This window comes from Pseudomonas sp. TAE6080 (genome assembly GCF_018732265.1).
Taxonomy (GTDB): Bacteria; Pseudomonadota; Gammaproteobacteria; order Pseudomonadales; family Pseudomonadaceae; genus Aquipseudomonas; species Aquipseudomonas brenneri.
On record NZ_JAHIDY010000072.1, the window covers coordinates 1 to 13,366 of the forward strand.

Annotated in this window: 9 protein-coding genes; all 9 read left to right on the forward strand. The window is 60.8% G+C overall.

The annotated features are described in order from the left end of the window. Positions 1 to 485 precede the first annotated feature (485 nt). The 9 genes from KL786_RS28415 to KL786_RS28455 all read left to right on the forward strand — a co-directional run bounded on the left by KL786_RS28415 (position 486) and on the right by KL786_RS28455 (position 13,290). Positions 486 to 1,883 carry a polynucleotide adenylyltransferase PcnB gene (locus KL786_RS28415; protein WP_215519720.1) on the forward strand — a complete coding sequence of 466 codons (1,398 nt, stop codon included), beginning with the start codon at positions 486 to 488 and terminating at the stop codon, positions 1,881 to 1,883. 5 nt (positions 1,884 to 1,888) lie between these two features. After that, positions 1,889 to 2,389, forward strand: coding sequence for a 2-amino-4-hydroxy-6-hydroxymethyldihydropteridine diphosphokinase (gene folK / locus KL786_RS28420; RefSeq protein WP_215519721.1), 501 nt, complete (start codon positions 1,889 to 1,891; stop codon positions 2,387 to 2,389). 289 nt (positions 2,390 to 2,678) lie between these two features. Continuing rightward, complete coding sequence (gene panB / locus KL786_RS28425) at positions 2,679 to 3,479, forward strand: 3-methyl-2-oxobutanoate hydroxymethyltransferase (protein WP_215519722.1); 801 nt, start codon at positions 2,679 to 2,681, stop codon at positions 3,477 to 3,479. Beyond that, positions 3,476 to 4,330, forward strand: coding sequence for a pantoate--beta-alanine ligase (panC, locus tag KL786_RS28430; protein ID WP_215519723.1), 855 nt, complete (start codon positions 3,476 to 3,478; stop codon positions 4,328 to 4,330). The genes panB and panC overlap by 4 nt, the downstream gene beginning before the upstream one ends. 252 nt (positions 4,331 to 4,582) lie before the next feature. Next, complete coding sequence (gene pgi / locus KL786_RS28435) at positions 4,583 to 6,247, forward strand: glucose-6-phosphate isomerase (RefSeq protein ID WP_215519724.1); 1,665 nt, start codon at positions 4,583 to 4,585, stop codon at positions 6,245 to 6,247. A 97-nt stretch (positions 6,248 to 6,344) separates the two neighbouring features. Then, positions 6,345 to 8,282 (forward strand): acetate--CoA ligase, encoded by a 1,938-nt coding sequence (gene acs / locus KL786_RS28440; protein ID WP_215519725.1) that lies wholly within the window; start codon positions 6,345 to 6,347, stop codon positions 8,280 to 8,282. 16 nt (positions 8,283 to 8,298) lie between these two features. Beyond that, entirely contained in the window at positions 8,299 to 9,168 is an 870-nt protein-coding gene (locus tag KL786_RS28445) for an oxygenase MpaB family protein (RefSeq protein WP_215519726.1), read from the forward strand. Positions 9,169 to 9,232: 64 nt separating this feature from the next. Continuing rightward, positions 9,233 to 10,249, forward strand: a complete 1,017-nt coding sequence (locus KL786_RS28450) for a class I SAM-dependent rRNA methyltransferase (protein ID WP_215519727.1) — start codon at positions 9,233 to 9,235, stop codon at positions 10,247 to 10,249. Between the two features lie 107 nt (positions 10,250 to 10,356). Further along, complete coding sequence (locus KL786_RS28455; RefSeq protein ID WP_215519728.1) at positions 10,357 to 13,290, forward strand: DUF748 domain-containing protein; 2,934 nt, start codon at positions 10,357 to 10,359, stop codon at positions 13,288 to 13,290. Positions 13,291 to 13,366 lie beyond the last annotated feature (76 nt).

Sequence of the window (13,366 nt, forward strand, 5' to 3'; positions counted from 1 at the left end):
TGGGTGGGGTCGCGGTATTTTGCCAAATCAGAAAGTCTTTTTCAGAGTTTCCCTAACTGATTCTTTTGGAGAGGCGTTGCATTTGGGGCTTGCCCCGCAACCAGGCCGAGAACAACAAAAACTGCCCTAAGGCAGAGCCTGAACTGGTTGGATCATTGATCATAGCAACACAGCGACCAAAGCAATCCGTTTGCTCTTGACTCCCGATTGGGAGTGTCATGAAGGTCAAATCTCATGGCGAGGGCGATCAACAAAAACAAGAAGCCCGAAATCAATAATAAAAATAGAGCACGCAACTACTTTCTGGGGGAGCTTCGGCTCCCCTTGTAGTTTCTGCGATTTGAGCATCACGCCGGCTTATTTAAGCCTCTGGCTCAACGCTTGCAGCTAGTTCCTACACCATCCCCTGACTAAATGCTAGAATCCCGGCCCATCATGCGGTCATTCTTCGTTATGGCCGAACATTCCTTCAAACAGTGCATCCCATGCTGAAGAAGTTGTTCCAGTCATTCCGTTCCCCCTTGCGTCGTACGCAACACATTCGCAGCACGCCTGAAGTGCTCAACAGCAATCAACATTCGCTGCAGCGCGCCCAGTTCAGCCGTTATGCGGTGAACATCGTCGAACGCCTGCAGAACGCTGGCTACCAGGCCTACCTGGTCGGCGGTTGCGTGCGCGACATGTTGCTTAACATTACTCCCAAGGATTTCGACGTCGCCACCAGCGCCACGCCAGAACAAGTGCGTGCCGAGTTTCGCAACGCGCGGATCATCGGCCGGCGCTTCAAGTTGGTGCATATCCACTTTGGTCGCGAGATCATCGAGGTCGCGACCTTCCGCGCGGGCCACCCGCAAAACGAGGAAGAGGAAGACAGCAACCAGTCTTCCCGCAACGAAAGCGGACGCATCCTACGGGACAATGTGTACGGCACCCTGGAAGAAGACGCGCAACGTCGCGACTTCACCATCAATGCCCTTTATTACGATCCGGTCAGTGAGCGCATTCTCGATTACGCCAACGGCGTGCACGATATCCGCAATCACCTGATCCGCCTGATCGGCGACCCCACGCAGCGCTACCAGGAAGACCCGGTGCGCATGCTGCGGGCCGTGCGGTTTGCCGCCAAGCTGAACTTTGGCATCGAGAAACACACGGCCGCGCCGATTCGCGAACTGGCACCCATGCTGCGGGAAATCCCCTCGGCGCGCCTGTTTGAGGAAGTGCTCAAGCTGTTCCTGTCCGGGCATGCCGCCGACACGTTCGAAATGCTGGTGGACCTGCAGTTGTTCGACCCACTGTTCCCGGCCAGCGCCGATGCACTGGAGCACAACCCGACGTACACCCACACCCTGATCAGTGAAGCCTTGATCAACACTGACCTGCGGATCAAACAGAACAAACCGGTGACCCCGGCGTTCCTGTTTGCGGCCCTGCTGTGGCCTGCGCTGCCAGCCCGGGTACTGCGCCTGCAGAACCGTGGCATGCCGCCGATTCCGGCGATGCAGGAAGCGGCGCACGAACTGATCGCCGAACAGTGCCAGCGCATTGCGATCCCCAAGCGTTTCACCATGCCGATCCGCGAGATCTGGGACATGCAGGAGCGCCTGCCACGGCGCAGTGGCAAACGTGCCGACCTGCTGCTGGACAACCCGCGCTTCCGTGCCGGCTATGACTTCCTGCTGCTGCGTGAAAGCGCTGGCGAGCAGACCGATGGCCTGGGCGAATGGTGGACCGACTACCAGGACGCCAATGACAGCGAACGCCGCGAGATGATTCGTGAGCTCAGCAGCAAAGGCGAAGCCACTGGCGACGGGCCTAAAAAGCGCCGTCGCAGCAGCGGTAGCAAGCGCAAACGCAGTGCCGCCGACACCTCTGGCGAGTAAGCACGGTGGAGCGTATCTACATCGGCATGGGCAGCAACCTCGCTGCCCCGCAGCAGCAATTGCGCAACGCCATCGAGGCGTTGGCGCAATTGCCGAACAGCACAGTCGCGGGTGTCTCTGCCTTCTATCAAAGTGACTCCCTGCTTCAGGGCCAACCGCGCTATACCAATGCCGTGGCGGCGCTGGACAGTGCCCTCGCGCCGCTGGAACTGCTGGATGCACTGCAAGCCATCGAGAACGATCAGGGCCGCGAACGTCTTGAACGCTGGGGCCCACGCACCCTGGACCTGGATATCCTGCTGTTTGGCGAGCGCCTGATTGATGAGGCGCGCCTCAAGGTGCCTCATTACCAGATGCATCTGCGGGCTTTTGTGCTGTACCCGCTGGCCGAACTGGCGCCTGCCACTTTGCAACTGCCTGACGGCCGCCTACTCAATGACCTGCTCGCCGAATGCCCGTTCGTCGGCCTGGAACGCTTGGCTTACTCGCGAACATCGTCAATATAAATACAGGTGGCCTGATTAAACGCGCTGTCTAGATGTTCTTCGCGAGCAAGCTCGCTCCTACAATCACATCAGTAACAGCGGTAACACCCCACTCGTAACAACGCGGTAACACATCCAATTGACTTCCAGAGTCCTCCTCACGACTATAGGCGTCCCGCTGCCGCCAACCCGGCGCTGAAGGGCGCAATCCAGGCCTTATAAGCACTGCTCTGAAGAAAGTGCGCCTGTATAAACGAAGACTCACGCGCGTTACTCGCTGTTTCCAAGCGCCTGAATGAGGACCCTTTTCATGCCAGACATTACCCTGACCACCTTGCAGAGCCTCAAACTCAAGGGTGAAAAAATCGCCATGCTGACCTGCTATGACGCCACCTTCGCCCATGCCTGCAGCCAGGCCGGCGTCGAGGTGCTACTGGTGGGCGACTCCCTGGGCATGGTTCTTCAAGGGAATGACAGCACGCTGCCCGTCACCACAGACGAACTTGCCTACCACACCGCCAGCGTCAAGCGCGGTAACCAGGGCGCCTTCATCATCGCCGACCTACCGTTCATGGGTTACGCAACGCTTGAGCAGACCTTCCAGAATGCCGGCAAGCTGATGCAGGCCGGGGCACATATGATCAAGGTGGAAGGTGCCGTTTGGCTCGCCGAGTCGATCCGCCTGCTGGCTGAACGCGGTGTACCGGTGTGCGCGCACATGGGCCTGACGCCGCAGTCGGTGAATATCCTCGGCGGCTACAAGGTCCAGGGCCGCAATGAAGCCCAGGCGCGGCAGATGCGGGCCGATGCCATTGCCCTGGAGCAGGCCGGCGCGGCGATGATCGTGCTCGAATGCGTGCCGAGCGAACTGGCTGAAGAAATCACCCAGGCCGTGAAAATCCCGGTGATCGGCATTGGCGCGGGCAGCGCCACCGATGGCCAGGTCCTGGTGCTGCACGACATGCTCGGCCTGGCCCTCACCGGCCGTGCACCGAAGTTCGTGAAAAACTTCATGGCCGGCCAGGACAGTATCCAGGCCGCACTGAGCGCCTATGTCGCCGAAGTCAAAGGCGTTACCTTCCCAGGCATCGAACACGGATTCTCGGCATGAACACCGTCAAAACCCTGCGCGAACTGCGGGCCGCGGTCACTCACGCGCGCAGTGCAGGCAAGCGCATCGGCTTCGTGCCCACCATGGGTAACCTGCATGCCGGCCACGCCACGCTGGTGACTCGGGCCGCCGAGCAAGCAGACTTCGTGGTGGCGAGCATTTTCGTCAACCCGCTGCAGTTTGGCGCTGGCGAAGACCTGGACAAGTACCCGCGCACCCTGGCCGCCGACCAGGAAAAGCTGCTGGTGGCCGGCTGCAACCTGCTGTTCGCCCCCACAGTCAACGAGATGTACCCTGATGGCATGACGGTGCAGACGCGGGTCAGCGTGCCGCAATTGTCCGAAGGCCTGTGCGGCGCCAGCCGCCCCGGTCACTTCGAGGGCGTGGCGACGGTGGTGAGCAAGTTGTTCAACATGGTCCAGCCTGACCTGGCAGTGTTCGGGCAAAAGGACTACCAGCAACTGGCAGTGATCCGCGCCATGGTGCGCGACCTGAACATGCCGATCCAGATCATTGGCGAGCCTACGGTGCGCGCCGATGACGGCCTGGCGCTGTCCTCGCGTAACGGCTACCTGACGCAAGAACAGCGCGCTATCGCCCCGGTGCTGTACCGCAGCCTCAGCCAGATCGCCACGGCGATCCAGGCCGGCGAACGTGACTTTGCCAAACTGCGCACCGAACAGATCCAGCACATCGAGGCCGCCGGCCTGCGTATGGACTACCTGGAAGTTCGCCAGGGCCAGCATCTGCGCCCTGCAACTGTCGAGGATCGTGATGTGGTGATCCTGGTTGCCGCTTACCTGGGCGCGACCCGGTTGATCGACAACCTGCATCTGAACCTCAGCGCTTAAGCCTGGCAATACTCCAATGTGGGGGCAGGCCTGCTCCCACATTGGTTTTGTAGCACCCCTCAGGCCCCGGTATAAAAAAGTACCAACCTCTGCACAGACAAAGCCAAGACATATCGACACGCTAGGTTTAATGTAATCGCCCGGCGTTATAGTTAGCGCTGTCTGGAACCCAACCCTTGATACAAGACTGGATGTTCCGGGTTTAGCAGTGTCCTAAAGGCAATCCCAGTAATAAAAAGGAAACCCGCAGCGATGGCGTATTACCGCACCCCTCATGACGTTACCGCTCTGCCCGCCTGGCAAGCGCTCAATCAACATCGCCAAGCCATGCAGGATTTCAGCATGCGCGAAGCGTTTAATGCCGATCCCCAGCGCTTTTCCCAGTTCACCCTGAGCAGCTGCGGACTGTTCCTCGATTACTCGAAAAACCTGATCACGCCCCAAACCCGCGACCTGCTGGTGGACCTGGCCAACGAAGTCGACCTCAAGGGCGCGATCAAAGCGCTGTTCGACGGCGAGCCGGTCAACTCTTCGGAAGGCCGTCCGGCGCTGCATACCGCACTGCGCCGCCCGGTGGGCGACAAGCTGTCGGTCAACGGCACCAACATCATGCCCGACGTGCACAAAGTGCTGAACCAGATCACCGACCTGGTGGGCCGCATTCATGACGGCCTATGGCGCGGCTACACCGAGAAGCCGATCACGGACGTGGTCAACATCGGCATCGGTGGCTCGTTCCTAGGCCCGGAGCTGGTCTCCGAAGCGCTGTTGTCCTACGCCCACAAGGGCGTGCGCTGCCACTACCTGGCGAATATCGACGGCAGTGAGTTCCACGAACTGACCCAGAAGCTGCGCGCCGAGACCACGCTGTTCATCGTCTCGTCAAAATCCTTCAACACCCTGGAAACCCTGAAAAACGCCCAGGCCGCACGCGCCTGGTACCTGGCCCAGGGTGGCTCGGAAGCGGAGCTGTATCGCCACTTCATCGCCGTGTCGAGCAACAACGCGGCGGCCGTGGCGTTCGGTATCCGTGAAGAGAATATCTTCCCGATGTGGGACTGGGTCGGCGGCCGTTACTCGTTGTGGTCGGCCATCGGCTTGCCAATCGCCCTGGCGATTGGCATGTCCAACTTCAAGGAACTGCTGTCTGGCGCCTACTCCATGGACCAGCACTTCCAGAACGCTCCGTTTGAACAGAACATGCCTGTGCTGCTGGGCCTGCTGGGTGTGTGGTACGGCAACTTCTGGGGCGCGCAGAGCCACGCGATCCTGCCGTACGACCATTACCTGCGCAACATCACCAAGCACTTGCAACAACTGGACATGGAATCCAACGGCAAGAGCGTACGCCAGGATGGCACGCCGGTTGCCACCGACACCGGTCCGGTGATCTGGGGCGGCGTGGGCTGCAACGGTCAGCACGCTTACCACCAGTTGCTGCACCAGGGCACCCAACTGATCCCGGCCGACTTCATTGTGCCGATCGTCAGCTTCAACCCAGTCTCCGACCATCACCAATGGCTGTACGCCAACTGCCTGTCCCAGAGCCAGGCGTTGATGCTCGGCAAGACCCTTAGCGAAGCCGAAGCCGAGCTGCGCGACAAAGGCATGGCCGAAGCCGAAGTGCAGAAACTGGCCCCGCACAAAGTGATCCCGGGCAACCGCCCAAGCAACACCCTGGTGGTCGAGCGGATCAGCCCGCGTCGCCTGGGCGCGCTGGTAGCGATGTATGAGCACAAAGTGTTCGTACAGAGCGTCATCTGGGGCATCAATGCCTTTGACCAATGGGGTGTGGAGTTGGGCAAGGAGCTGGGCAAGGGCGTCTACAACCGCCTGACAGGCGCCGAGGAAAGCACGGCCGACGATGCCTCGACCCAAGGCTTGATCAACTACTTCCGTGGTCGTCACCGCGGTTGAGGTGATCGGCACTACAATCAGGGATTGAACCTGCATAAACGGCTCCTATAGGGGCCGTTTACGCTCTTGTGGCCATAACAAGAATAAGGATCCCTGTATGTTCGATATCAGCCAGTTTCCCCATGCCGATGCCGTGCGCCGTGCTGCACAACTGGGCCAAGAGGACTACCAGCGCCTCTATCGGCAATCCATCGAGAACCCCGACACCTTCTGGGCCGAACAGGCCAAGGCCTTGCTCGACTGGGTCACACCCTGGCAGACCGTCCAGCACTGCGATATCCACACCGGCGCCGCACAGTGGTTTGCCGGCGGCCAGTTGAACGTCAGCTACAACTGCATTGACCGGCACCTGGCGCAGCGTGCCGATCAGCCGGCCTTTATCTGGGAAGGCGACGATCCTGCAAAGTCGTCCAAAATCACCTACCGCCAACTTCATCAAAACGTCAGCCGCCTGGCCAATGTGCTGAAAAGCCGTGGCGTGAAGAAAGGCGACCGGGTGTGTATCTACATGCCGATGATTCCAGAAGCCGCCTACGCGATGCTGGCCTGCACGCGCATTGGTGCGGTGCACTCGGTGGTATTTGGCGGGTTCTCACCGGATGCCTTGCGCGATCGCATTCTCGATGCCGACTGCCGCACGGTGATCACTGCCGACGAAGGTGTACGCGGCGGCAAGCCCGTGGCGCTGAAACAGAATGTCGACAAGGCCCTGACCAGTTGCCCAAATGTCACGACAGTGCTGGTGGTAGCACGTACCGGCGCCGCCGTGGCCTGGACCGAGGGACGCGACCTCAAGTATCAACAGGCCGTTGATGCGGTCAGCGGCGAATGCCCGCCCGAGCCGATGGAGGCCGAAGACCCGCTGTTTATCCTCTATACCTCCGGCAGTACCGGCAAGCCCAAGGGCGTGCTGCACACCACCGGTGGCTATCTGCTGCAAGCGGCAATGACCTTCAAGTACGTGCTCGACTACCGCGAGGGCGAGGTGTTCTGGTGCACCGCCGACGTCGGCTGGGTGACCGGCCACAGTTATATCGTGTACGGGCCACTGGCCAATGGCGCCACCTCCCTGATGTTCGAGGGCGTGCCAAGTTACCCGGACAGCTCGCGCTTCTGGCAGGTGATCGACAAGCATCAGGTGAATATCTTCTACACCGCGCCCACCGCCCTGCGGGCCCTGATGCGTGAGGGCCATGGTCCGCTGGAGAACACATCCCGGGCCAGCCTGAGGTTGCTCGGCAGTGTCGGCGAGCCGATCAACCCGGAAGCCTGGGAGTGGTATTTCAATGCCGTCGGCGAACAGCGCTGCCCGATTGTCGATACCTGGTGGCAGACCGAAACCGGCGGCATCATGCTCAGCCCGCTGGTCAGCGCCCAGCGCATCAAGCCTGGCTGCGCCACCCAACCGATGTTTGGGGTGCAGCCGGTATTGCTCGACGAACAGGGTAAGGAAATCAACGGCGCCGGCAGTGGCGTCCTGGCGATCAAAGCCAGCTGGCCGGGGCAGATCCGCAGCGTGTATGGCGACCCACAGCGGATGGTCGACACCTATTTCAAGCCCTACCCCGGCTATTACTTTACCGGCGACGGCGCGCGGCGCGACGAGGATGGCGACTACTGGATCACCGGGCGCATCGATGATGTGATCAACGTCTCCGGCCATCGCATCGGTACCGCCGAGGTGGAAAGCGCGCTGGTGCTGCATGACAAGGTGGCCGAGGCGGCCGTTGTCGGCTATCCCCATGACCTCAAGGGCCAGGGCATCTATGCGTTTGTCACGCCGATGAATGGCGTCGAGCCCAGCGACGAGCTGAAAAAGCACCTGCTGGCACTGGTCAGCAAGGAAATCGGGAGTTTCGCCAAACCCGAGCTGATCCAATGGGCACCGGCCTTGCCCAAAACCCGCTCAGGCAAGATCATGCGGCGTATCCTGCGCAAGATCGCCTGCAACGAGCTGGACAGCCTGGGCGATACGTCGACCCTGGCCGATCCCAACGTGGTCGACGGCCTGATCGACAAACGCCTGAACCGATAGGAACCCCCAAGCCACCATGGAATTTCTGCGCAACCGTATCGAATCCCAGTTGATGAGCCTGACGGGCCTGTCCCTGGGCAACCTGGACCTGGAAAGCCCCAAGGGCGATCCAGGGCTGTTCGGGCCGGACTCGGTAAGCTGGCAGGTCCATGGTGATTTCAGCAGCATGCTGATCGGCGGTATCAGCGCCTTGATGTTGCAGGCGCTGCATCCCCTGGCGCTGGCAGGCGTGTGGGACCACTCGAACTTTCGCCAGGACATGCTCGGACGCCTGCGGCGTACTTCGCAGTTTATTTCCGGTACCACTTTTGGCTCGCGGCGCGATGCCGAGTGGCTAATCGAAAAGGTGCGCACCATCCACCTGCAAGTGGTCGGGCATGCCCCTGACGGGCGTCCTTATGCGGCCAGCGATCCGCAATTGCTGACCTGGGTGCATGTCGCCGAAGTCAGCAGCTTTCTGGCGGCGCACCTGCGCTACAAAAACCCGGACTTATCGCCTCGGGATCAGGACCGGTACTACAGCGAGATCGCCTTGGTCGCCGAACAACTGGGGGCACGACATGTGCCGCGCTCACGGCAGGAAATTTCGGATTATCTGCAACGAATTCGTCCACAACTGCTGTGTGACGAGCGCAGTCACGAAGTGTTGCGCCTGCTACTCAATGCCCCGGCCCCCAGCACCCTGGCCAAACCATTCGGCGCACTGATGATGCAGGCCGGCATCGACCTGCTGCCGGGCTGGGCCAGCGACATGCTTGGCCAGCAACAAAGCCCACTGCAACGCCAACTGATCCGCGCCGGGGTCAAGCGCAGCGCACCGCTGCTGCGTTGGGCAATGCGCAATGGTTCGGTGCAGAGGGCCCACAGGCGAATGGGCCTGCTGTAACGACGCAACCCCTTGTAGGAGCTGTTAAACTTGCGCGCTTCAATTCCCCAGCAAGGCGCGCTCCATGTCGTCCCTGAATCAGGCGCTGCGCGCCGCCCTCGATCACCGTCAAGACCTGCTCGCCGAGCTGCACGCCCAAGGCACCGATTGCTACCGATTGTTCCATGGCAGCCAGGAAGGCGCCGGCGGCTTGACCATCGACCGTTATGGCCCGCAATTGATGGTGCAGAGCTTTCACCAGTCCCTGGACAGCGATGCGCTGCAGCAATTGCACTTGATGATCAACCAGTACCTGGGCCTGGAGTTGCTGCTGGTCTATAACGACCGCTCCCGCGGCAACTCGCGGATCGACCGGGAAGACACGGTATACCGCGCCGAACCCGCGGCCCTGGAGGATCTGGTCGGCCACGAGTGGGGCCTGAACTATCGTGTGCGCGGCCGCCACCCCGGGCAGGACCCGCTGCTGTTCCTGGACCTGCGCAACACCCGTGGCTGGGTCAAGGCGCACAGTGCCGGCAAAAGTGTGCTGAACCTGTTTGCCTACACCTGTGGCGTCGGGCTCAGCGCAGCGGCCGGCGGGGCCCGCGAGGTATGCAACCTGGACTTTGCCGAGGGCAACCTGGCGGTCGGTCGCGAAAACGGCGAGTTGAACCCGCAACTAGCACCCATGACGTTCGTCCAGTCCGATTACTTCCCGGCAATCCGTCAGTTGGCCGGGCTGCCGATCACCCAGCGTCGCGGGCAAAAACTGCCCAGCTACCCGCGCCTGGAGCAACGTCAATATGACCTGGTACTGCTCGACCCACCGGCATGGGCCAAAAGCGCCTTTGGTACCGTGGACCTGTTGCGTGACTACCAAAGCCTGCTCAAACCGGCATTGCTCGCCACCGCCGACAATGGCGTACTGATCTGCTGCAATAACCTGGCAAAGGTCAGCATGGATGACTGGCGCGAGCAGGTCTTGCGCTGCGCCGAAAAGGCCGGCCGGCCTGTACGCGACTGGAAAGTGATGACACCCGGTGCGGACTTTCCCTCACAAGACCAACAGCCACCGCTGAAGACTCTGATCCTGCAACTGTAGGATTGTCCTGAAAGGCTTAGGCTGGCGTAATAAAAGCGCGGTTCTTCGGAACCGCAAACCCGTGCCATACTCCAAGGCACTTCTGAACGACATAGATGGCGTCACCCATGCCCAAAGGATTGATTCGCGCCGCAGGCGCCTTGCTGACCGCCCTTGCACTCTATAGCTTGCTGGGCTTCCTGATTCTCCCCGGCATCGCCCTTCGCGTGGCCAACCAACAGTTGGCCAACTACGCCACCGTGCCAGCCCGCATCGAGCGTATCGAACTCAACCCGTTCAGCCTTGAGCTGACCCTCTGGGGCCTGAAAATCGGTGAGCCCGGCAAGGAGCAGGTGGGCTTTGAACGCCTCTACGCCAACCTGCAGATCGACAGCCTCTGGACCCGCGCCCTGCACCTGGCCGATGTGCAGTTGGACAAGCCGAAGACCGAAATCCTGTTCGACAAGGCCGGCACGCTCAACCTCGCGCAATTGTTCAAAGTGCCGCCGAGCGAACCGACGCCCGATGATCCCGAAAGCAAACCGTTCCCACTGCGCATCGAGCGCATCAAGCTGGCCGGCGGCTACGTGCACTTTGAAGACGTGCGCCCAAGCGAGCCTATCGAGTTTCTCTACGACAAACTCGACTTCGAGCTGAAAAACCTCAGCACCCTGCCCGAAGACAACGCCGACATGACCCTGGTCGCCGCCGGCCCCGAAGGCGGCCAGATCGACTGGACCGGCAATTTCAGCCTGGTCCCGATCGCCTCCGAGGGTAAGCTCAAAGTCACTGATGGCAAGATGAAAGTCTGGTGGCCGTATGTGCGCGACGCCGTGCCACTGGTCCTGGAAGATGGCGTACTCAATTTCAGCACCGACTACAAGCTCAACCTGGCCAAAGAAACCGAACTGAACCTGACCAACGTCTCCGCGAGCATCGCACCCTTCGCGATCAAGGCCCCGGATGGCCGGCCACTGGCGCGCCTGGAGCGCCTGGATGTCAGCGAAACCTCGATCGACCTGGCCAAGCAGCAAGTGATCGTCGGCAAGATCCGCAGCAACAAGCTCGAAACCTGGGCTGCCCGCGAAGCCGATGGCCAGTTGGACTGGCAGAAACTGTTCGCCAGCCAGCCGAGCAAGCCGGCCGCAGCACCTGAGCCGGCAACGGCCCCGGCCACCGCCGACTCGCCAAAACCCGAGGCGGTAGCGCCAAGCAAGCCTTGGCAAGTGCTGCTCAAGGATGTGCAACTGCGCAACTATCAGGTGCATCTGGCTGATCGCCAGGTAAAACCTGCGGTAGCGCTGGAACTGGGCCCGCTGAATGTCGATGTCCAAGACTTCGACAGCCTCAACCAAAGCCCCTTCACACTCAAGATCGACACCGGCCTGGGCAAACAGGGCAAGATCCAGGCGAGCGGCCAGGTCAACCTGAACCCGGTCAGCGCCAAGTTGAAAGTCGACACCAAGGATATCGACCTGCGGGTTGCCCAGTCCTATATCAGCCCGTTTATCCGCCTGGAGCTGCGTAGCGGCATGCTGGGCAGCAACCTGGATGTGAACCTCAAGAGTACCGAGCCCCTCGCGCTGCAGATCACCGGCCGTGCGCAAGTGGACCAGTTGCACACCCTGGACACCCTCAAGACCCGTGACTTCCTCAAGTGGCAGCGCCTGGTGGTGGAAGGCTTGAACTATCAGCATGGCAACAGCCTGTCGATCGACAAGATCAACCTGCTGCAACCCTATGCCCGCTTCATGATCAACGATGATCGCACCACCAACGTCGATGACCTGCTGATCCCGCAGCCGGCCGACAGTGGCGCCAAGTCCACCGCCAAATCCAGCGCGAGCAACGAAAAGCCCCTGGGCATCCGGATCGGCCAGATCGCGATCAATGATGGCTCGGCCAACTTCGCCGACTTCAGCCTGACGCCGAACTTCGCCACCGCGATCCAGCAACTCAACGGCCAGATCGGCACCATCGACAGCCGCCAGGCCAAACCGGCCAGCGTCGATATCAAGGGCAAGGTCGACCGCTACGCACCTGTGACTATCAAGGGCAGCGTAAACCCGTTTGACCCGATGGCAGCACTGGACATCGCCACCAGCTTCAAACGTGTCGAACTGACAACCCTGACCCCGTATTCGGGCAAGTTTGCCGGGTTTCGGATCCGCAAGGGCCGGCTCAACCTTGACCTGCACTACATCATCACCAAGGGCCAATTGAAGGCCGAGAACAAGGTGGTGGTGGAGCAACTGCAACTGGGCGAAAAAGTCGACAGTGCGGACGCGGTGGACCTGCCGATTCGTCTGGCGATTGCCCTGCTCAAGGACACCGACGGCAAGATCTCCATCGAGTTGCCGGTGACCGGCGACTTGAACAACCCGCAATTCAGCGTGATGCCGATTGTCTGGCAAACCCTGCGCAACCTGGTGGTGCGCGCGGCGACGGCGCCGTTCAAGTTTATTGGCGGGCTGGTCACCGGTGGTGGCTCGGAAGACCTTGGCAACGTGTCGTTCGCCGCAGGCTCCAGTGCGTTGAGCAAGGACGCCGAGTCGGCCCTCAACAGCCTCTCCAAGGCCCTCAAGGAGCGCCCTGCCCTGCGCCTGGAGATCGAAGGCACTGCGGCGGCGAGCAGCGACGGTCCGTTCCTGGCCGGCGAGCGGCTTGAGCGCGAATACCAGTACAACTACTACAAGATCCTCCAGCGCCGTGGCGATAAAGTCCCGGCCCAGGCATCGCTGCTTGTCGTACCGGAGAAGGAAAAAGCCCCATTGCTGGAAGGCATCTACCGCACCCGCTTGAAACAACAGCCTCCGGCCGAGTGGAAAGACCTGGGCAGCGATGAGCGCACGGCGAAGCTGCGCGAAGGTGTGATCAAGTTCTGGAGCGCCAGTGACGTGCTGCTGCGCCAACTGGGGCAGGATCGTGCCAGCGCCATCAAGGACTATCTGGTGGACAAGGGCCAGTTGGAAGATGACCGGGTGTACTTCATTGATGCCAATCTCGGGCAAGCCGAGAAAGATGGGCGGGTAATCACCCCCATGCACCTGGATGCCGAGTAACTACCGGGTGCCATAACCCTGAAGTGGACTGCCCCCAAGAAGTTGGACACCAATCCAATTTCTTGGGGTGTTCACA

Coding starts and splice junctions, on each gene's coding strand:
- KL786_RS28450 (WP_215519727.1), top strand. CDS start 9,233: ATGTCGTCCCTGAATCAGGCGCTGCGCGCCGCCCTCGATCACCGTCAA.
- pgi (WP_215519724.1), top strand. CDS start 4,583: ATGGCGTATTACCGCACCCCTCATGACGTTACCGCTCTGCCCGCCTGG.
- KL786_RS28415 (WP_215519720.1), top strand. CDS start 486: ATGCTGAAGAAGTTGTTCCAGTCATTCCGTTCCCCCTTGCGTCGTACG.
- KL786_RS28455 (WP_215519728.1), top strand. CDS start 10,357: ATGCCCAAAGGATTGATTCGCGCCGCAGGCGCCTTGCTGACCGCCCTT.
- KL786_RS28445 (WP_215519726.1), top strand. CDS start 8,299: ATGGAATTTCTGCGCAACCGTATCGAATCCCAGTTGATGAGCCTGACG.
- panB (WP_215519722.1), top strand. CDS start 2,679: ATGCCAGACATTACCCTGACCACCTTGCAGAGCCTCAAACTCAAGGGT.
- acs (WP_215519725.1), top strand. CDS start 6,345: ATGTTCGATATCAGCCAGTTTCCCCATGCCGATGCCGTGCGCCGTGCT.
- panC (WP_215519723.1), top strand. CDS start 3,476: ATGAACACCGTCAAAACCCTGCGCGAACTGCGGGCCGCGGTCACTCAC.